Consider the following 20,788-nt stretch of genomic DNA (forward strand, 5'->3'; position numbering starts at 1 on the left):
CTTGACGGTGGCCAGGAGCGCCTGGGTGGAGGCGACGCGAATGCCCGCGTCGCGCACCCGGCGGGAGGCCTCGGCGTAGCGGGCGGTGTAGACGTCCTCACCGCCGATGCCGCGCAGGACGCGCAGCCCGGCCACGGCGTCAGTGGTGATGGTGGACAGGCGACCCTGCTCCTCACGTTGCCGGGACAGGCGCCGGTTCAGGGGGCGGACGAAGGCTGCCACCAGCGCCAGCACGAGTGGCAGCCCGATCAGCACCAGCAGTCCCAGGGCCACGGAGGTGCGCAGCATGAGCACGCCGACGGCCACGACGCTTACCAGCGCTCCGATGACATTGACGCCGAAGTACATCAGCTCGCCGATATTGTCGGAGTCGGCAGTGATGGTGGCGATCACGTCGCCGCTGGCGATCCGGCGGGTGACGGCGCGCGAACGCAGGCCCAGGCGGTGGGCGGGGCCGCGCATGGTGGGTTTCCAGGCGCCGGCCCAGGCGGCGAATCCGGCGGCGTCCTCCAGGCCGGCGGTGAGTGAGCCGAGCAGCACCAGGCCTAGCAGCGCGGCCAGCCCGGGCAGCAACCGCGTGGTCAGGCCCGCTTCCAGACCGGCGTCGAGCAGGTCTCCGAGGGCCAGTGGGATGAGCGCCTGCGCCAGGTAGGAGGCGGCGGCCACCAACACGCCACAGCCGACGGCGGACCCGCTCATGCGGGTGACCACGCGCAGCAGACCACCCGGGGTGGTGGGCAGATCGGGCGGCGGGGTCGCTTGTACTGAGAGGAAAGCGGGCCACCGCCGCGGGGCGCGGGCAACGGGGATCGACACGGTCTCCTAGCCTAGGTGGCCCGGCTGCGGCCGACACCCTCACCCACCCTCGCCACGGCCACGAACACTTGCCTCCTACTGCGAGCTTTTGCACCCTGGTGTGCGGCAATTTGCCATACACCAGGGTGCAAAAGCTCGCATCAGAGCGAACGGGGGCCTCGGAACCCGGGCGCACGCGCCGGGGCTGCTAACCCGGCCGGAGCGCCGCTTACGCCGCCGTGGGCGCCAGGGCGTTGTCGGCTGGCAGTGGCTTGGGGCCGCGGCGCAGGCGGGCGCCCAGCAGGATGAACGCCCACGCGATTAGCGCCCAGACGGCCAGGACCGCCAGCGTCTTCAAGTAGATCCCGTCCACGCCGCCGCCGGCGATCAGGCGGCGGAAGGCCAGCTGGGTGTAGCTCATCGGCAGGTAGGGGTGGATCCACTGGAAGAAGCGCGGCGTGGTCTCGATCGGGAAGGTCGCGCCCATGGAGGTGATCTGCAGGCTGAGCAGGATGATGGACACGAAGCGGCCGCGGAAGGCGAGCGTGGCCACGCAGGCCTGGTTGACGGCGACGAAGGTCAGCGACGCAGCGATCGCCATGGCGCACAGGCCCACCAGGTTGGCGGCGTGAATCTCACCGGCGGCGTTGACCGCAACCATCATGACCACGGCCTGGGCGACGGCGAGCAGGGCGGCCGTGGTGGCGGGCCGGACGGCCGAGGCGTACCAGCGCTCACCGTGGTCGCGCTTGTCCAGGGCGGGCAGCACCAGGAACAGGGCGATGGCGCCGACCCAGAGGGACAGGCTCATGAACATCGGGGTGAAGCCGGCGCCGTTATTGGCTACGGCGTTCTCACGGACGGCGTCGACGTTGGCGGCATCCGCAGCCACATCGGCCATGGTGCGCCGCTGCGAGGCGGTGTAGTCGGGGATCTGGTCGACGCCGTCCGACAGGCCCTCGCTGAGGGTATCCGCTCCGGTGGCCAGCGCGGAGGACCCGTCCTGGAGCCGGCCCATGCCGTCGCTCAGGGTGTCGGCTCCGGTGGCCAGCGCGGAGGACCCGGCGCGGGCGGTGTCCAGGCCACCGGAAAGAGTGCCCGCACCGGAGGAGGCGGCGGAGGCGCCACTGGACAGGCGGCCTACGCCGTCGGCCAGGGTCTGGGAGGAGGTGGCCGCGGTGGAGGCGCCGGAGGAGAGCGTTTCCAGGCCGCTGTACAGCGTCCCGGCTCCGGTGCGCAGGCTCTGCGCGCCGGTGTTGACGGAGTCGGCGCCCGTGGCCAGTTGCGACGTACCCGTGGAGAGCGTGGACGCTCCGCTGGACAGGGTATTCAGCCCGGCGGAGAGGTCGCTGGAGCCGGCAGCGACCTGGGAGGCGCCACTGCTGAGGGTATTGGCGCCGGCGGTCAGGGTCGTGCCCTGGGCCGAGAGGGTCGCCAGCACCCCGGTCAGGGTGGCGCCGGCGCCGGTGGAGGCGTTGTAGACATCGTTGCCGGACCCCAGCCCCCCGGCCAGCGCGGCGGCGCCGGAGGACAGTTGCTCCGCCCCGGTCGCGACGTGCCCCACGGAGCTGCGCAGGCTGGTAGCGCCACTGGACAGCTGCTCCGCGCCGGAGGCGACCTGGCCGACGGCGCCGGTCACGCTGGTGCTGGAGGCGGTCAGGGTGTTCAGGCCTCCGAGTACGGTGCCGGACTGGGCCGTGTCCTCGGTGGTGCCCAGGCCGCCGGCGGCCTGGGTGATCGCCTGGCAGGTCGTGTCGGTCTCGCCGTGGTCGGCCACGCACTGCTGATAGGCGCCGGCCAGTGCGGCGGCGACTTTCCCGGCCCCCGCCTGCGCGGTGGCGACCCCGCCGGTGTAGTCGTTGACCGCGCCGTACAGGGTCTGCTGGCCGGCGGCCGCCGAGTCGGTAGACGCTCCGATCCCGCTGACCGCGGTCTGCGCCCCTGCTGCTAGGTCATTGGCCGCGCCGTACAGCGTCTCCTGCCCGCCGCTGTAGGAGTCGGTCTCCGAGCCGACGCTGGTCGACAGCTGGTCCGCACCCGCCGATACCTGCTCGGCGCCGGGGTCGATACGGTCCTTGAGGGTCACGTATGCCTGCTCGACGCCGTCGACGTAGTCGGTCACGCCGGCGGACAGGGTGGAGGCGCCGGTGGAGAGTGTGGATGCCCCTGTGGACAGCTCGGCGGCCCCGGAAGCCGCCGAGGTGGCGCCGGTGGATACCTGCTGGGCGCCGGAGTCGACCGTGGCCGCGCCCGAGGCCAGGGTGGAGGTGCCGTCGGCCAGGGTGCCCGCGCCATCGGCCAAAGTGCTCGCGCCGGAGGCGGCCGAGGAGGCTCCCGCCGATAGCTGCGCCACGCCGTCGGCCAGTTGCTGGGAGCCGGCGGCGGCGGCGGAGGTGGAGGTCGCCAGCACGGTCAAGCCGTCGGAAAGAGTGACGGCGCCGGAGGCCAATTCGCTTATGGCGACCGTAAGGGTGGTGGCGCCGTCGGCCAGTTGCGCCGCGCCGTCGGCGGCGTCGGTGGTGCCCGACTCCAGGGTGGCGGCGCCCGAGGCCAGGGCGGTGGCGCCGTCGGAGGCCTCCACGAGCCCCTCGCGGATGGTGGACACGCTCAGCAGCAGGGTGGACAGTACGCGTTCGGCCCCCTGCTGCTCCAGGCGGTTGGACAGTTCGGAGGCGACGGTGGCGGCCATGGTGCCCGCCAGGTAGTTGATGCCGTCGTCGGTGACGAGCCTGAGCTCCTGGGTGACGGCGTCGGAGGGGTCGTCGGAGCCGACGCGGGAGGCGACCTGGGAGAAGTCGGCCGGAATGTAGAGGATGGCGCGGACCTTCTGCGTGTTCATGTCCGCCTGTGCGGTGGCGGCGTCCATCTGCTCCCAGGTGAAGCCGACGTTCTCATCGCCGTCGGGGTGGGTCAGGGCCTCGGTGAGGTCGGCGCCGAGGTTGAGGGTCTCGGTCTGCCCACTGGCGAGGGTGGCCGTATAGGCGCTGTCCTCATTGACGACGGCGGCCTTGATGTCTTCCAGCCGGTTGGTGGGGTTCTGGTAGGCGAGCGTCAGCAGACCGGCGTAGAGCAGCGGGACGATGGACACCGCCACCACCACTACCAGGTTTGCGATACGAGAGCCACTGAGTTTCTTCATCTTGAGCCGCCTCCCCGAGTCACGGACACTGACGATACACATCTGTATCGATAGCTTCAATACAGACCTGTATCAGGCGGGCCTGACAACACCCCGGATGCCGGGAGGACAAACCCGGGGAGACGCCCAACGAGTCCCCCACGACGCTCTCCACACCGCCGCGACGAATGTCGCGAATGACACAGAGCGGCCCGAAATGACATGATGAGCCGGACATGAGCAAGAGCAGGGAGCAGGCCGAGGAGCTGATCGAGGCGGCGGGCGCGCGTTTGTCTGCCCGCCGGGCCGCGGTGCGTCGGCTCATCGGCGTCACCCCGTCCGAGCGGCGCGCGCAGACGCAGGCGCTACTGCTGGACGCCGGCCGCGAGCTCATTGCCAACAAGGGCATCGGCGGCACCTCGGTGGGCGACATCTGCTCCCGAGCCGGATTCACCCGCGGGGCCTTCTACTCCAACTTCACCGACATGGACCACTTCGTGCAGCGCCTGGCCGAGGAGCAGTGGGAGGCCATCGTCAACTTCGTCGACGATTCCGTGGCCGGGGCAATGCCGGTAGACCTGGACTCCTCCGCCCCGGAGAGTGACGCCGAGCTCGCCTCCGGGCTGGCGGAGCTCGCCTCTCGGCTGCTTGGGGCGATGCCGATCTCGCGGGAGGTCTTCCTGCTGCAGCATGAGTTTGCCGCCTACATCGCGCGCACCGAGGACGCGCCTGGGGCCTCCCCCCTGCGCGAGGGCTACGCCGCCTTCCGGCAGCACCTGGTCGGAGTGCTAGTCGATGGGCTGGCCTCGATCGGCCGCGAGTGCCTGCTCAGCCCTGCGGACACCACCGAGCTCATCCTCGCCACCGCCGTGCGGTCAATGCGTATGGGGCTGTCAGACGGGCTCGATGACGCCTCAGCGGGAGCGGCTGCTGCGGCCGGCGCACGTCCTGAAGTACCGGACCTGACTGCCTTCCTAGCACGGACTCTGCCAACGCTGCTGGCCCGCCTGTCAACGCCGGTTACCCGCGCCAGCGCCTCCTAGGCCCGCCGCCAGGAAGGGAGCTGAGGGAGCTCCCGCGCTCCGGCATGTATTCGCCCCTACGAGCCGCCATTGCTTGACTGCCCCAAGGCCCCGCCTGCCGGCCACCGGCACATCACGCGGCCCGCGCCGGACGGGAAATCGTATCCCGACCGCCCTTGACATGCACAGCGTCGGCTCCGCTACCCTCACCCCATGATCGCTTCGACGCCAACGACCCGTACCCTGATGGTGCGCGCCGAGAGCATGCGTCGAATGCAGATGCGCTGACAGCGCCAGCCGTCGCTGTTTACACGAGTAACGGTCAGAGTCCGAGCCGCCTGCGGGCGCTCGTCGTACTCCGCGGTCGTCTGATCCGTCCGGCCCGCGTTCAAGCCCCGTCAATCCTCCGTTCGTCGCCGCCATGCGCCCGCGCGCACCGCGCCCACCCCAACCCACCACCCCAACCCACCGAGACCGGCACAAGTAACGCATCGAAACCGGCACTAATGACGTGCCAAGGTCGGTCGATATGGCGGCCCCAAGCCTTACAGGAAGCACCATGACCATCTTCGCCCCCACCGTCGTCACGGACACCGACGCCGGGTCCGTCTCAACCGCAACAGCGAACCAATCCCGGCACGCCAACTCGCCCACAGCCGTGGCCTCATCGCCGGCCGACGCCGCGACTTCCGCCGTCGCCCCCGATGCCTCCGACCTCGCCCCGCACGCCTCCGCCTCGCCCTTCGACGTCATCCACGACCGCACCGGAACCGCCAGCCTCAAGTGGGACTTCGCCGCCGACCGCGGCCGCCCCGAAACCGCCCTGCCACTATGGGTAGCCGACATGGACCACCCCACCGCCCCCTGCATCGTCAACGCCCTGCTGTGGCGGGTGCGGCACGGCATCTTCGGTTACACCGAGCCCGACGCCGCCTATGGCGCCACCCTGACCGCCTGGTTCGCCCGCCGCAACGACTGGCGCATCGACCCGGCCTGGAACGTCGTCACCCCGGGTGTCGTTCCCGCGCTGGCGACGGCGGTGCGGGCCTTCACCGAGCCCGGCGACGCCGTCGTCATTGAGGAGCCCGTCTACTACCCGTTCCGGGAAGTCGTCGAGCAGCAGGGGCGCGTGGTGGCCCCAGCACCGCTGGTGCGCGGCGCCGACGGCGTCTACCGGCGCGACCTGGACGCGCTGGAGGCCGTGCTCACGAGCACCGGCGCCCGCCTGCTGCTCCTGTGCAACCCGCACAACCCGGTGGGCCGGGTCTGGTCCCGCGCCGAGCTGGCGGCCCTGGCCGAGGTGGCCGAGCGCCACGACGTACTCGTGGTCTCTGACGAGGTGCACGCCGATCTCGCCCTGCCTGGGTACCGCACCACGCCCTTCGCCTCCCTGTCCGCCGACGCCGCCGCCCGCACCGTGACCTGCACCTCGCCGTCGAAGTCCTTCAACCTGGCCGGGCTGCAGGTGGCCAATATCCTCATCGCCGATCCCGAGCTGCGCGACCGCTTCCGCACAGCACTCGGCGCCGTCGGCTACTCCCAGCCGAACACGCTGGGGCTGACCGCCTGCCAGGCGGCCTACAAGTCCGGCGACGCCTGGCTCGACGCCCTGCGTCGGCATGTCGAGTATGCACGCCGCCACGTCATCCGCCGCCTCGAGCGGGTGCCCGGCATCGAGGTCTCCCCCTGCGAGGGCACCTACCTGCTGTGGCTGGACTGCACCGGGCTACTGGAGGCCGCGGGCCTGGCGGCGGATGAGCTGGACGGCTTCATCACGCGCGAGGTCGGCCTGTGGCTCGACGACGGCGCCCTGTTCGGCGCGGGCGGCGCCGGCTTCACCAGGCTGAATATCGCCTGCCCCAGGGCCACCCTGGATGAGGCGCTGGACCGTCTGGAGATCGCCGTGCACGGCCTGCTCGCCAGCGCCGCCGCCTGACCCACCGCCCCATCTCACCGAGACCGGCACCAATGACATGCCGAGACCGGCACAAGTAACGCGCACAGTGCGCCCAACCCTCCCACTCAGCCAGAAAGCTCTTATGTCCATCGATTCCAGCCCCACGCAGTCCCCCGCAGCCGTCCCCGGGCCCGCCGTCGACTATTCCGAGTGTCGCACCGCCCCGATCCAGCACCATCACTCCTGGACCGCATCCCCCGCCCCCTGGCGGCTCGACACCGTTCTGGCGCACGTGGGCACCGGCACCGACCCGGCCACCGGCGCCATCACGACGCCGATCCACCTGTCGACTGCCTTCGGGCACCCGGGCCTGGGTGCATCCACCGGCTACGACTACACGCGCACCGCTTCCCCCACCCGCGACGTCCTGCAGGACGCGCTGGCCCGGCTCGACGGCGGTGCAGCCGCCTTCGCCCTGGCCTCCGGCATGGCGGCGGTGCAGCTGACGGTCACCGCGCTGGCACCGTACGGGTCGCGGATCATTGCCCTGGAGGACCTGTACGGCGGCACCTACAGGTACTTGAGCTGCCTGGCCGACGACGGCGCCTACGAGGTGGACTTCGTGGTCGGCGAGGAGGGGCTGCGGGAGGCGCTGCAACGGCCGGCTGCGTTGGTGTTGATCGAGACCCCCACCAACCCGATGATGACCGAGCTGGACATTGCGCGGGTGGCCGGCTGGGCGCACGCGGTCGGCGCCCTGCTGGCGGTGGACAACACCTTCTACACGCCGGTGATCTGCCAGCCGCTGGAGCTGGGGGCGGACGTGGCCGTGTACTCGGCCACCAAGTACCTGGCCGGGCACAACGACGTCATGGCGGGCGCCGTCGTCGTAAATGACTCGGCGCTGGGTGAGCGACTCCAGTATCAGTTGAACACGACCGGGGCAACGCTGGGTCCATTTGACGCGTTCTTGCTGCTGCGGGGGCTGAAGACGCTGTCGCTGCGCATGGAGCGGCATGAGACCAACGCCCGGAAGGTGGCCGACTTCCTGCGCGCCGACGCCCGGGTGACGCGGGTGCTGTATCCAGGACGGTCCGGCATGGTTTCCTTCGAGCTGGCCGACGGCGTCGACGTGGCCGCGTTCCTGGAGGGGGTGCGGGTGTTCACCTTCGCCGAGTCGCTCGGCGGGGTGGAGTCGCTGGTGACGTGCCCGAGCGTGCAGACGCATGCGGACGTGCCCCCGGCCACGCGCGCCGCCTACGGGCTGACGGAGCAGCTGCTGCGGCTGAGCGTCGGCATTGAGGACGCCGCTGATCTGACCGCCGACCTGCGGCAGGCGCTGGACCGGGCGAGCAAACAGGCGGCGTGATCGGCGTTGCGGACCAAACCGTGCGCCGCCATATCTACCGGTCTCGGCACGTTACAAGTGCCGGTCTCGGCACGTTACAAGTGCCGGTCTCGGCACGTTACAAGTGCCGGTCTCGGCGGGGAGGGGCGGGGAGAGTTGGTCGGGAGGGCTACCAGCTGACCGGCACCGGGGCGCCCTCGCGGTAACCGGATGCGGACTGGATGCCGACGATCGCCCGCTCGCGGAACTCCGGAATGGAGGCGGCGCCGGCGTAGGTGAAGGCGCTGCGCACGCCCGCCACGATCGAGTCGATCAGGTCCTCCACGCCGGGGCGCTCGGGGTCCAGGTACATGCGGCCGGCGCTGATGCCCTCCTCGAACAAGCCCTTGCGGGCGCGGTCGAAGGCGTCTTCCCCCTCGGTGCGGTCCGCCACCGCCCGTGCCGAGGCCATGCCGAAGCTCTCCTTGTAGGCGCGGCCGTCGGCGTCGTACTGCAGGTCGCCCGGGGACTCATGGGTCCCGGCGAACCAGGAGCCGATCATCACGTTGGAGGCGCCGGCCGCGAGCGCCAGCGCGACGTCGCGCGGGTGACGCACCCCACCGTCGGCCCACACGTGCGCGCCCAGCCGCGCCGCCTCCCGGCTGCACTCCAGGACGGCGGAGAACTGGGGGCGGCCCACGCCGGTCTGCATGCGGGTGGTGCACATGGCGCCCGGTCCCACCCCCACCTTGACGATGGAGGCGCCGGCGTCGACCAGGTCGCGCACCCCGGCGGCGGTAACCACGTTGCCGGCAACGATCGGGAAGCCGTCGGGCAGAGCGGCGCGCACGGCCCGCACCACCTCCACCATGCGGTCCTGGTGGCCGTGGGCGGTGTCGACGACGATCACGTCCACCCCGGCCGCCACGAGTTCGGCCGCGCGGCGGGAGGGGTCCCCGTTCATGCCGATGGCGGCACCCACGCGCAGGCGGCCGGCGGCATCGACGGCGGGCCGGTAGATGGTGGAGCGCACGGCCCCGGAGCGGGTGAGCAGGCCCACTAGGCCACCGTCGGCCCCTACCACCGGCGCCAGGGCGCGGCGGGCAGCCTTGAGCCGGTCAAAGGCCTCGCGCGGGTCGATCCCCTCCGGCAGGGTCACGAGCTCGGTGCTCATCACCCGCCGCACCTGGGTGAAGCGGTCCACGCCGCTCACGTCGCGCATGTCCACCATGCCGATGGGGGCGCTGGTACCCGGGTCGACGACGACGGCGGCCCCGTGGGCGCGCTTGGGGATCAGGCCCAGGGCGTAGCCGCAGGTGTGGTGTGGCTTGACCGTCACCGGGGTGTCGTAGACGAGGTGGGAGGCCTTTACCTGGGCGACGGTGTCGGTGACGACGTCGAGCGGGATGTCCTGGGGGATGATGGCGATGCCGCCGCGGCGGGCGACGGTCTCCGCCATGCGCTTGCCGGCGACGGCGGTCATGTTGGATACCACCAGCGGGATGGTGGTGCCGGTGGCGTCGTCGGTGGTCAGGTCCACGCCCGTGCGTGATCCCACGGCGGAGCGGGAGGGGACCATGAATACGTCGTCGTACGTCAGGTCGAAGGTGGGCTGCATGCCGTTGAGGAACTTCACTGAAGGATTCTAAGGCGGCCCGGACCGTCGGCGGTCCCGGGATTTCTGCGGCAGGCCCGGGGGGAGCGAACGGCCCCTCATGCCCGTCTCGCTACGAGTAGCCGGGGATGAGGGGCCGTTGCGCGCGGGCCGGGGTGGCCGGCTCGCGGGTACGGTCAGGCGTCCTGCTCGGGGTCCTTACCTACCAGGAAGGCGTAGCAGAAGCCGGCGATGGCTGCGCCCAGGAGCGGGGCGACGATGAACAGCCACAGCTGCCCGGGGGCGCCGTTGCCGGCCTCGAAGGCGACGGCGATGGAGCGGGCCGGGTTGACGGAGGCGTTGGTGACCGGGATGGAGACCAGCAGGATGAGGGTCAGGGTGGCGCCGATGGCCAGCGGGGCGAAGCCCTTGGGGGCGCGGGAGTCGGTGGAGCCGAGGATGACGATCAGGAAGATCGCGGTCATGACCAGCTCGCAGATGAAGCCGGCGGCCAGGCCGTAGCCGTGCGGGGAGTGGTCGCCGTAGCCGTTGGCCGCGAAGCCGTTGGCGGCCACGTCGAAGCTGCTGGAGCCGGAGGCGATGGCGTACAGGACGCCGCCGCCCACCAGGCCGCCCACCACCTGGATGCACCAGTAGGGCAGCAGGTCCTTCCAGGCGAAGCGGCCGGCGACGGCCAGGCCGAGGGTGACGGCGGGGTTGAAGTGGCCGCCGGAGATGGCGCCGACGGCGTAGGCCATGGTGGTCACGGCCAGGCCGAAGGCCAGGGCCACGCCGAGGTAGCCGATGCCTACGGGGAAGTTGCTGTCAGTGATGGCGGTGGCGGCGAGTACTGCGGAACCGCAGCCTGCGAAGACGAGCCAGAAGGTGCCGATGAACTCGGCGCCGAGGCGCTTGGACAGGGGTGCCATGAGGGCCTTTCGTAGTTGTGAAAGTGAATCAGGTAACTGGGTCGGGAGCCGGGCGTGAGCCTTGCTAGGGCGGCTTCCCGACGGCGCTCCCGCTCGCGGTGTGCTGCCTGGCAGCCCGCCGGGGCGGCGCCTCATGCCCGTTGGGGGCATGGAAAACGCCCCGCAACACCGACTATTCAGCCGATGACGGGGCGTCAGTGCGCCAGAAGGGACTCGAACCCCCAACCTTCTGATCCGTAGTCAGATGCTCTATCCATTGAGCTACTGGCGCAATCCGGTTCGGACAGTCCGGAACATTACCCGGCGAACCGGCGCCTCACAAATCGACGGGCCGTGAGTCTTGGCACAGCTGTGATCCGCGCCCGGTTCACGTCCGGGACGCGCCTCCGGCGGGAGCGGGACCGCACTGCTTCCGTCGCCTTGGCCGGGGAGGGTGGTACCTCCCCGGCCAAGGCGGGCGCGGATCAACCGGTCACCTCACGGGAATTTCAGAGCCGGTAGTGACGGCGCAGCCACAGCATGGCGGAGCCGACCAGCACCAGGGCCAGGGCCACCAGGCCGAAGGCGGTATACGCGCCCGTACGGGCCAGCGACTGGCTACCGATCCCTGCCGCCGCTGCCTGCCCCGCGCCACTCCCCTGGTGAGCTGCCTGCGTTTCAGCGGGACTGCTCGGCGCGCTCGCCGACGGTTGTGCTCCCGCCCCCGATGACGACGGCGCAGCGGCCCCACCCGTCGGGGCGACCGCCCCGGAGTGGGTTCCACTCGGATCCGCCCCCGTGCCGGCACCGGGGCCTGTGCTGGAAGCGGCGCCCGGCGCCGCCGGGGACTTGTTGCCGGCGACGCGCAGCTCGGCGACACTAACGCCGTTCTCCTCCCCCGACCGGGTGTTGGCCACGTCCACACGCACATAGCGCGCGCGTACCGCCTGGTCGAGCTCCAGGACCGCGGGGGCCCAGCGGGTGGGGTCGATCTCAACCATGCCGACCGGTTCCCAGTTCTCACCGTCCTGGGACACCTGCGCGTCCAGGCTCGTGGCGTGGGTGGCGCTTGTCTCCTGGTCGGGGGTGTAGTGAACCATGGTCACGTCGTAGGTATCGCCCAGGTCGATCACATAGCCGGATTCTGCGGCCTGGGCGGTGGCGGTGGTGAAGATGTTGTCATCCACGGCGGAATCGGCCGTATCGGGCGCGGTTACCGCCAGGGAGGACTGGGGCAGGTAGTCGGCGGTCTTCCAGTCGATGGAGATCTCCGGGGAGGTCCAGGCCGCCCAGTCGGAGGCCTGTGTGCCGTCTCCGCCGATCGGGCACACGCGGATGGTCAGCTGGTAGTCGCCGGTGGGGGCCTGCTGGTAGCTGCCGTCGGCGTCGTAGTAGCCGCCGGACCAGACGAAGGCGATGTTGCGCCCGCGCACGCGCCAGCTGGTGTCGTAGTCGGCCGGGCCGAGGAAGGAGACCGTGCCGTCGTTGTATACCCGGGAGACCTCCATAACGGCGCCCCGGAAGGGGATCAGCGGCTCAACAAGCACGGCTGGGAGGTCCTCGTACGCGCCCTCGGCGGTACGGGTGGAGTCGCCGAACACGTAGCGGCCGGTGTTCACCGCGTTGCCGTCCAGGTCAACGATCGCGGTGGCGTCACCGAAGACCTGTGCGGCGGCGAGGTTGCCGGCCACCCCGGAGTAGGGGATGCGGATGGCTTGTCCCTGGGCGCCGTCCTCGGGCGTGAGCTCAAGCCAGCCACCGTACAGGTCGCCGTCGGCGGCGTCCGCGGGGGCGGTGATCGTGACGGCCACGGTGGCCGTGCCTGCGGCCGGCACCGTGATCGTGGAGCCGTCGGTGGAGACGGTCGCCGGGCTACTGGTTCCGCGCTCAGGCGCGGAGGCGGGCCCGGTGACCGTGACGGCGTCGGTGTGCGACAGGGCGTAGGTGACGGCTGTGTCCGCCTGGTTGGTCAGGGTGACCTCCTGGGTGTTGCCGTCGGGGTAGTGCTCGGACTCACCGAGATTGAGGACGGAGGCGCTGACGGCGGTGGTGGCCCGGATGGCGGCGTCGACGTCGATCAGCCCGGCGCCCTGGTGCGCGACGGGCTCTAGCGTGGCGGCGTCGTCGGCCCCAGACCAGGCCAGTGGGGTGGCGGTGGAGCGCAGCCGCCAGGCGACCTCGTCCACGGGTCCGGTACCGGAGGCCTGGCGGGTCTCGGGGTGCGCCTGCAGGATGAGGGCCACCGCGCCGGCCAGGTAGGGGGAGGCCATCGAGGTGCCGGATGAGGAGCGGTAGCCGCCGTCCTCCAGCGGCCAGGTGGACCAGATGTAGCCGCCTGGGGTGACGACGTCAGGCTTCAGGCCGAGGTCGGTGTTCAGCCCCCAGGAGGAGAAGGCGGACACCTTGCCACCGGTGGAGATGTTGAATTCCGCAGGCTCCTCGGCGAAGGTGAGCTGTGAGTCGTCACGCAGCTCGGCGCGCAGTGCGTCCCCGGATGCCTGGTCAATGGCGACGGCGGGAATGGAGATGGCACTGCCGTCGCTGCTGGTCAGGCTGACGCCGAGCTGACCGGGCGCGGAGTTGTCGAACACTACGCCGACGGCGCCGGCGGCCTGCGCGTTGGCGGCCTTGGTGTAGAAGTCACAGCCGCCGCGGCGCACCAGCACGATCTTCCCGGCGAAGGCCTCAGCCTCTGCGGCTTGGCACAGCAGGGAGGGGTCGGTGGCCTCGTCACCGCCGTCTGCCGCCAGGTCCCCGGAGGCGACGAGCGGGTAGTGGACGTCATCGTCGCGCTGGGGGGATGCGGATGTGCCCTCGGCGACTGCGTAGAGGAACTGCCGGCTGGTGCCGGCGGAGTCGGAGGAGGCGGTCAGGTAGTGGCTGAGCGCGATGGTGTTGTCTACGCTGCCGGCGGCCAGCACATGGGGGGCAGCGGCGGGGGCGCTCAGGCTCCACACGCCTGCCTCGCCGGCGTTGCCCTGGGATGCGGTGATGATGACGCCCTGGGCGGCAAGCGCCTCCGCGGAGGCGGTGATGGGGTAGTCGGTGACGACCATGTAGTCGGCGCTGACGGACAGGTTGATGACGTCCATGCCGTCGGCTGCGGCCTGCTGCATCGCGGCAGCCATGACCTCGGCGTCGGAGCTGCCCTGGCAGCCGAAGACCCGGTAGGCGCCGATCTGCGCGTCGGGGGCGACGCCGGTGACCTCTGCGGTGCCGGCCGTCCCCCGGGCGGCGGCGATTCCCGCTACGTGGGTGCCGTGGCCGGAGCAGTCGTCGGGGTAGGCGTCCGGTACGGGCTTGTAGGCGGCCTGCATGTCCTTGGCCGCGGTGGTCGGGTCGCCGTAGGCGTCACCGACGAAGTCGTAGCCGACGGTGACCTTGGCGTTGGGGAAGCTGGTGGAGCCGTCCCCCTCAGCGGCCTCGGCGCCGGGAGCGCCGGTGCCACCGAACTCGGTGTGGTCGTAGTCCACGCCGGAGTCGATGATGCCGATCTTGACGCCCGCGCCGGTGTAGCCGAGCTCAGTGTGGGTGAGGTCGGCGCCGGTCAGGTCCAGGGCTGTTGTCATCTGGGGGGTTAGCATCCCCTCAGCCTGCTCGGCCTGGCTGCGGGAGTCGGCGGTGTACTGCTCAGCTGGCTCCGGGATGCGGACCACGGGCTGAATAGAGACCACCTCGTCCAGCTGGGCCAGGGAGTCGATGTCGGCGTCGTCAATGGTGAGGGCGACTCCGTTCCACAGTTCTCCGTATGCGGTGGTGACTGCGGCATCAATACCCGCGTCGCGGATGGCCGCGGCCAGCTGGTCCTGCTCGGCGGCTACGGCCGCTGCGTCTCCCCCGGCGGCGACGGCCGGCGAGGCCAGCTCGACGAACCAGCGGTTCTCGATGGCTTCGGCATCGGTCCCGTCCGGCAGGGTGATGTCACGAGTGATCCTGGTGCCGGCGGAGCCCGGGTCGGGAATCGTGGGGACTGCGGGGCTGGCGGCAAGGGAGCCGTCCGCGGTGGGTGCGGCTGCTGCCGGGGCGAGTAGGGCCACTGCCGCCAGGGCGGCAGCCGCCACAGTCAGCGGGCGGCGGGTGCGGTGTTCAGGGTGTTTGGATCGCGGGCGGTGGCGCACTGTTCTTCTTCCTGAGGTAGGGAGCGCAAACGCGTTTTCGGAACCAGAGCAGCAAGCTCCGTATCCCACGTTATCCAGCCGAGACCCTGTGGGTGAAGAGCTTGGCGGGGAAGCGGCGTGTGGATCATGTCACCTTGCCGTCGGCGCCCAGTGGTCGCAGGCGGCGCATACTGCCTGGCGCACTCCCGCGAATTGCCGGAATCCAGGGACTTTTCGTTGGGATTCCAACGTGTGGCGGAGATGGGGAGATTCGAACTCCCGAGGGGTTTTATCCCCAACCTTCTTAGCAGGAAGGCGCACTAGGCCACTATGCGACATCTCCAGTTGCCGGATCGGCCCGATGAGCCTACCCCAGCGCACGGGGTGAGGCAACGACCGGCCGCGATTGCCCTGCGAGGCATCGCCGACGACGGCTCGTCACCGCCCGTAGCGGAGAGGGAGGGATTCGAACCCCCGGTGCGCTAGGCGCACAGCGGTTTTCAAGACCGCCACATTCGGCCGCTCTGTCACCTCTCCAGCCCGCGAATCACACGCACCTAAGCACATGCACCTAGGCACACGCGCCCGCGGACAGGTTGCATGTTAGCACCAGGAGCGCAGGAGGATGACACTCGGCGGGCGAGTGCCTCCTCTCACGGCGTCGATCATCCTCTACCGAACAGGCCCCGCCGCCGCGACTGGCCTCGCGCCGACTCAACCGCACGCGCGGGACGGGAGGGCTGGTCCAGGCGCCCTTCGCTCAGCGCCTGCCCCACGGTGGGCCACACGGGCACGCGGGCGGCCAGTGTCATTTGGAGGGCGTGGTAGATGTCCGGGTGCCCATCCCACGTGCGGGTGGACGGCTCGTTGGCCTGATTCAGCTCGTGGGTCCACACGCCGGGCGCCCTGATTAGGTATTCCTCGGCGTAGTCGATCCAGGAGCGGTAGCAGTGCTCGTAGTGCTCGACGTCGATCTCGCCGCGGCCGTCGTCGAGCAGGGCCTGGCGGATGGCGGCGGCAGCGGACACGCCCTCACAGATCACCCAGTGCATGCGCTCGTGCACAATCGGGCGCCCGTCGTAGTCGGTGGTGTAGACGAAGCCGGGGCCTCCGTCCACCCGCCAGCCGTCGGTGCGGGCCTGATCGAAGAGCTGCTCGGCCGCATCCAGCATCCAGTCTGGCGTGGGCAGGGACCGGGCCACCAGGGCAGCGCGAGCCTGCACGGTCAGGCGCGACCACTCCAGCCCGTGGCCGGGGGTGACCCCGTAGGGCCGGAACGGGTGGGCCGGCGCATCGCGGTTGTAATCCAGGCGGGGCTTCCACCTGGTGTCGTAGTGCTCGGGTATGCGCCAGTCGTGGGAGCGGGCCTGGACGTTGACGGCGTAGTCGATGATCTGGACGGCACGGGTCAGCCAGGTGATGTCTCCGGTGACGTCAGCGGTAGCCAGGTATGCCTCCGCGGTGTGCATGGCGGCATTGATGCCGCGGTAGTCCTCGGGAGCGGTGAAGTCGGCGGCGTAGGACTCGGTGGGCATCCCGTAGCTGTCATCCCACCAGTAGCGGTTCTGTACCTCCATGGCGTCGCGCAGCAGTTCGTGCGCGCCAGGCCGGTTTGCGGCCGTCGCAGCCGCGGCGGCCAGCAGTACAAAGGCGTGCTGGTAGCACTCCTTGCGGGCATCCGCGTCTACCGGGACGCCGTGGCCGTCGGCGTCGAGATCGTGGCGGACCGCGGAGTACCAGCCGCCGTGCTCATGGTCCCGCATCACCTTGCTGAGGGTGCGCACACCGTGGTCGGCATAGCGGCGGCAGCCGGGGATACCCAGCAGGGCGCCCAGGGAGAAGGCGAAGGTCATGCGGCCGGTGATCCACAGCTCGACTGGGTGGCTGGTGTCGACTGCGCCGTCGTCCCCGATCCAGCCGAAGCCGGCGGGCACCTTGGCCGCCCGCGCGTAACGCAGTAACGCGTGCGTCTCCTCGGCGAGCCAGCGGTTGTGCTCGGGGGCGCCGAACCATCCCAGTCCCATGAGTCCTCCTCGACCCGTTGTCGTGGCGCGGGCCTGCTGGTCCCGGGCCACCCTGAACGTTAGCAGGGTGGCGGCCTGTAGGCGGTCCGCTGGCCTCAGAGCACCTGGGAGACGGCGTCGAACTCGTGGCGGCCGGCGCGGGGGTGGAAGGCGTCGGCGTCGCCGTGCCCGACGCAGACGACGGCGATGGCCTGCCAGGGGCGGTCGGCGTGGAACTCGGCGTCTACGCCGGCCAGGTCCGCGCCGGTCATGACGCCGACGTCGAGGCCCTCGGCACGCAGGGCGAGAACCAGGTAGCCGAGCTGGATCAGTGCGGAGTCGCGAGCCAGGCTCTTACGCATCTCCAGGGAGCCGGCCAGGCGCGCGAGCATCTGCTCGGAGGTACCGAGCTCGCGCATGGACTTGTCCAGGGCAAGGTCGGCCGAGACGATCAGGGCCAGCGGCGCGCTGAGCACCGGTTCCTGGTTCATTCCGGCCATCAGCGGAGCGAGGCGCTGGCGTGCCTCGGGCGAGGCGAGCAGGTCTAGACGCATGGGCTGGGAGTTCAGGGCCGTGGGGGCCCAGCGCGCGTTGTCATAGGCGCGCCGCACCTGCTCTATCGGCGCCGGCTCGTCGCGGAAGGAGCGGGCCGTGTGGGCATCGGTGAAGAGCGCTGCGAGGAGGGCTTCGTCAGATACAGCGGCGTCATGACTGCTCATACCTGCGGTAACTGAGCCGTCACGGCGATTATTCCGAGTCCCCTACTCACGGGCAACCACCTAAGCACCCCGACGACGCCTGCCAGCTCAGGGCGCCGGCGGCAGCGAGGGCCACTCATGGCTCGGTGGTTGGTCTGGTGTTGATGGCCTGGATCTCCGCCACCGGGATGCTGGTGGTTGTGGAGGTGGTGTGGGTGTCCATGGTTCCGGTGGCCCCGTCGCTGGCGGTGTAGCTGATCGCGTAGGACACCTTCACGTCCACCGGCGTCACAGAGTCCTTGAAGTGGGCACTGGAGCGGTTGAAGATTATCTTGCAGTCCGTACCCCTGGAGTCGTTGTCCTGGCTCCACGGGACCCCGAACCCGTGCACTTGGCAGTGCCGTCCTTGGGCTGCAAAGTCAGCATCGAAGCCGTCGCAGTGATCGTAGCCGTAGTCGACCCCGCCGTAGCCGACACCTGCACCTCCCTGGGGGTGTCGCCGGTGGCCCACACCCAGGTATCCCAGCCCACAATCGTGGCCCCCACATCCCCAACCATCGGGTTATACGAGATCGTCGCCGTAGGGATCGTCACCGCATCCCACGCCGCCCGCGCCAGAGTCGCCCCGTCGATCACCGACTCCGGGGGCGCCTGGCCGTCAGGCAGGTAGACCGGAGTCCTGCCCTCCAGCCACGCCCGGGCGAAGTCGTTGTAATCCCTGGGATCATCACCCAGGAAGTACCTGTAGTCGCACGTGGCACGGTACCAGTGCCCGCCAGTGTCGTCGGCGTACTGCTCATAGCCCACGAACATCCCCCCGACCGCCTCGGCCATCTCCGGCCCACCACCCTCGATCATCGCAGCCGTATCCGCACCCGAGCGCAGCCGCACGTACCAGCACACCGGATGCACCGCAGTAGTCACCGACTGCGAAGACACCATCGCGCCACCACTACCAGAACCAGCCGACCCGTCCGCCGCAGCCGACGTGGAGGTCGCCATGACACTAATCGTCACCGAACCATCCCCACCAGACGACACAGAGCCTGAGTGCGGACCGGCTTGGGTATCCGACTCTCTAAATGCCAGAGCGGTAGGCGAACCGATGAGAGATACGACTACAGAAAGCGTGGCCACAACAAGGACAACAACCATTTGCTTACACGTATTCATAATTCAAACTGCGCACTCGCCTTCAGATAATGTGGACTCATCTGAGTCCTTCCATACTCCGCCCTCATAATCCATGGTAACCAAAATCTCGTAACGGCCCTGTAGGGTTTTGGGATTGCTGACATCTTTCCCGTCGGCATCATAAGCTACGAGATCTGACTGATCCGAGCACGTAAGCACCTGGGCCTGTGTAGGACTCATGGCGAACACCTCCATGACAGAAATCCGCACGGTCCCCTCTGTCCGACCATCGCCAAGCGAGTCGTAGCTCTCCTTCAGGACCTGATAAGACTCTGCGGTCATGAGTGGTTGTGCGTTCTCGATGCCGGTGCGGGTGAACCAGATGTTCCAGGTGACCTCGTCGTAGTGGACGAAGGCCTTGAGGACCTCGGTCTGCTGCTCGTCCAGGTCCTCCGGGATTGATGTGATCACATGCCGCTCTGTGGACAGTGACTCCGCGGTCACCACTCCAGCCGCCTCAGCAGAAGCAGCAGCCGACGCCGACGCCGACGCGGCGGCCGCGGACTCCGACGCCTCCGCAGACGCCGCAGCCCCCGGATCATAGGTAGGGATACTCAAGGGATTGTCATCGGAATCAGACGAGCACGCCACCAGAGGCGCACAGGCCAGCAACAGTGCCAGCAGGACAGCCGCCGGGCGATGCCGACCGGGACGCGATACACGGGTTGAAGGTTGCATGCTGAATGGTTCTCCTTATGGTTCGGCGCAGTGACAGGAATCAGTCGTCGGTGCTGGTGGCCGCATCCTCGGCCTCAGGCGTAGGGGAAGGAACAGTGACGCGGGTGGGGGTTGCAGAGGCCAACTCGGGAATCTGGGCCAGGGCAGGCTCGAGGACGGCATGGAGCCTGTCCACCTGCTCATCCAGGTCCTCATCCGGACCCCAATAAGTCAGGCGAGCCAGCAGCACCTGGGTGTCGTCGTACCGCCAGGCCACATAAATACTGACATCAAAGGTCCACACCCAGCCCTCACCCTCCACACCCTCGAAACTGGTCCTCCGGGCGGTGTCGGGGTACTCGACAGGAATATCGTCAAACTCCACCGCAGGCTGCGCACTGGGCAGCACTTGACTGCCGATATAGTAGCCGACGTCAAGAATCCCGAAGGGGGCACTGTTAGATCGCATATAGCACTCGTAGCGGTCGCCGGACTGGCCGGTCTTCACATTCGTTATGGGGCCAGTGCTGTACTGGTACCAGTAGGTGTCGAAGCCGAGAGTGTTCTGGAGGTCCTGGTTGGGGAAGACACCACAGATCGTCTCATCCGCCAGCGGAGTGCTCGGTGCACGAGTCGGATCATCCGAACCATCAATAAGACCACACGCCACCAGGGACGTAACCAGACACAAGGCCACAACGGCCAGACCGCCCCACCACCGGGCGCAGCTCCAGACGGCCTGACCCAGCTGCCTAGTCCTTCTTGATCGCGACCTCACCATTCGTGCCTCCCTTCTCCGCCACAGACTAGGACCACCCGCCATCGGCACCAGCCTCCACACGTCACCCCTACGGCTCCGCGCTTGGTCTGGTGTTGATGGCCTGGATCTCCGCTACCGGGATGGTGGTGGTTGTGGAGGTGATGTGGGTGTCCATGGTTCCGGTGGCCCCGTCGCTGGCGGTATAGCTGATCGCATAGGACACTTTGACATCCACGGGGGTGGTGCTGTCCTTGAAGTGGGCGCTGGAGCGGTTGAAGATGATCTTGCAGTCCGTGCCCCTGGCGTCGTTGTCCTGGCTCCACGGGATCCCGAACCCGGTACAGGTGGCGGTGCCGTCCTTGGACTGCAAAGTCAGCATCGAAGCCGTCGCAGTGATCGTAGCCGTAGTCGACCCCGCCGTAGCCGACACCTGAACCTCCTCAAAGTCGCGGTCATCGTCCTCAGCCATGTACTGCTCCAAGCAGGTCGGGACATACCAATGGCCCTCGGTATCGTCCGCATAGGACTCGTAGTCGGGGAAGTGAGTCTTGTACTCGTCCAAGGAGCCGCCATGGATGAAGCGCAGGTAACTCAACGGCCTTCCCCGACTCGATCCACTCCACCCGCTCCGCCCCGGTACCACTGCGCTCATACCAGCACACCGGATGCACGCTCGCGGTCACCGACTGCGACCACGACACCACCCCACCACCAGGGC

Annotated in this window: 15 protein-coding genes and 3 tRNA genes; 3 read left to right on the plus strand and 15 right to left on the minus strand. The window is 69.2% G+C overall.

The window, feature by feature from the left end; translation table 11 throughout:
- Together GZ997_RS09570 and GZ997_RS09575 are read right to left on the minus strand one after the other, a co-directional pair.
- On the minus strand, positions 1-816 hold an 816-nt coding region (locus GZ997_RS09570; RefSeq protein WP_162679723.1), incomplete at its 3' end, for an ABC transporter ATP-binding protein.
- 208 nt (positions 817-1,024) lie between these two features.
- Positions 1,025-3,934 carry a YhgE/Pip domain-containing protein gene (locus GZ997_RS09575; RefSeq protein ID WP_162679724.1) on the minus strand — a complete coding sequence of 970 codons (2,910 nt, stop codon included), beginning with the start codon at positions 3,932-3,934 and terminating at the stop codon, positions 1,025-1,027.
- A gap of 215 nt (positions 3,935-4,149) precedes the next feature.
- Between GZ997_RS09575 and GZ997_RS09580 the strand changes: the two genes are divergently transcribed.
- The 3 genes from GZ997_RS09580 to GZ997_RS09590 all read left to right on the plus strand — a co-directional run bounded on the left by GZ997_RS09580 (position 4,150) and on the right by GZ997_RS09590 (position 8,201).
- Entirely contained in the window at positions 4,150-4,956 is an 807-nt protein-coding gene (locus GZ997_RS09580) for a TetR/AcrR family transcriptional regulator (RefSeq protein ID WP_162679725.1), read from the plus strand.
- A 538-nt stretch (positions 4,957-5,494) separates the two neighbouring features.
- Positions 5,495-6,871, plus strand: a complete 1,377-nt coding sequence (locus GZ997_RS09585; RefSeq protein ID WP_162679726.1) for a MalY/PatB family protein — start codon at positions 5,495-5,497, stop codon at positions 6,869-6,871.
- A gap of 103 nt (positions 6,872-6,974) precedes the next feature.
- Positions 6,975-8,201 (plus strand): PLP-dependent transferase, encoded by a 1,227-nt coding sequence (locus tag GZ997_RS09590; RefSeq protein ID WP_162679727.1) that lies wholly within the window; start codon positions 6,975-6,977, stop codon positions 8,199-8,201.
- Between the two features lie 148 nt (positions 8,202-8,349).
- Here the strand turns inward: GZ997_RS09590 and GZ997_RS09595 are convergent, their stop codons facing one another.
- From GZ997_RS09595 to GZ997_RS09655, 13 genes are all read right to left on the minus strand, one after another.
- Positions 8,350-9,795: a GuaB1 family IMP dehydrogenase-related protein gene (locus GZ997_RS09595; RefSeq protein WP_162679728.1), complete on the minus strand. Its 1,446-nt coding sequence runs from the start codon at positions 9,793-9,795 to the stop codon at positions 8,350-8,352.
- A gap of 155 nt (positions 9,796-9,950) precedes the next feature.
- Positions 9,951-10,682 carry an aquaporin Z gene (aqpZ, locus tag GZ997_RS09600; protein ID WP_161923349.1) on the minus strand — a complete coding sequence of 244 codons (732 nt, stop codon included), beginning with the start codon at positions 10,680-10,682 and terminating at the stop codon, positions 9,951-9,953.
- Positions 10,683-10,880: 198 nt separating this feature from the next.
- Positions 10,881-10,953, minus strand: a tRNA-Arg gene (locus GZ997_RS09605).
- Between the two features lie 217 nt (positions 10,954-11,170).
- Positions 11,171-14,779 carry a S8 family serine peptidase gene (locus tag GZ997_RS09610; protein WP_343212317.1) on the minus strand — a complete coding sequence of 1,203 codons (3,609 nt, stop codon included), beginning with the start codon at positions 14,777-14,779 and terminating at the stop codon, positions 11,171-11,173.
- 232 nt (positions 14,780-15,011) lie between these two features.
- Positions 15,012-15,101: transfer RNA gene (locus tag GZ997_RS09615), tRNA-Ser, on the minus strand.
- Between the two features lie 108 nt (positions 15,102-15,209).
- Positions 15,210-15,295, minus strand: a tRNA-Ser gene (locus GZ997_RS09620).
- Positions 15,296-15,423: 128 nt separating this feature from the next.
- On the minus strand, positions 15,424-16,782 hold the full coding sequence (locus GZ997_RS09625) for an AGE family epimerase/isomerase (protein WP_162679729.1): 1,359 nt from the start codon (positions 16,780-16,782) through the stop codon (positions 15,424-15,426).
- Positions 16,783-16,877: 95 nt separating this feature from the next.
- Positions 16,878-17,480 (minus strand): malonic semialdehyde reductase, encoded by a 603-nt coding sequence (locus GZ997_RS09630; protein WP_162679730.1) that lies wholly within the window; start codon positions 17,478-17,480, stop codon positions 16,878-16,880.
- 115 nt (positions 17,481-17,595) lie between these two features.
- Entirely contained in the window at positions 17,596-17,751 is a 156-nt protein-coding gene (locus GZ997_RS09635) for a hypothetical protein (RefSeq protein ID WP_162679731.1), read from the minus strand.
- Positions 17,752-17,786: 35 nt separating this feature from the next.
- Positions 17,787-18,401, minus strand: a complete 615-nt coding sequence (locus GZ997_RS09640) for a hypothetical protein (RefSeq protein WP_162679732.1) — start codon at positions 18,399-18,401, stop codon at positions 17,787-17,789.
- A gap of 234 nt (positions 18,402-18,635) precedes the next feature.
- Complete coding sequence (locus tag GZ997_RS09645; protein ID WP_162679733.1) at positions 18,636-19,211, minus strand: hypothetical protein; 576 nt, start codon at positions 19,209-19,211, stop codon at positions 18,636-18,638.
- Positions 19,212-19,371: 160 nt separating this feature from the next.
- The gene (locus tag GZ997_RS09650; RefSeq protein ID WP_162679734.1) at positions 19,372-20,001 is read right to left on the minus strand and encodes a hypothetical protein; all 630 of its coding nucleotides are present in this window, start codon (positions 19,999-20,001) and stop codon (positions 19,372-19,374) included.
- A 157-nt stretch (positions 20,002-20,158) separates the two neighbouring features.
- On the minus strand, positions 20,159-20,665 hold the full coding sequence (locus tag GZ997_RS09655) for a hypothetical protein (RefSeq protein ID WP_162679735.1): 507 nt from the start codon (positions 20,663-20,665) through the stop codon (positions 20,159-20,161).
- Positions 20,666-20,788 lie beyond the last annotated feature (123 nt).

The organism is Actinomyces sp. 565 (genome assembly GCF_010365615.1).
Taxonomy (GTDB): Bacteria; Actinomycetota; Actinomycetes; order Actinomycetales; family Actinomycetaceae; genus Actinomyces.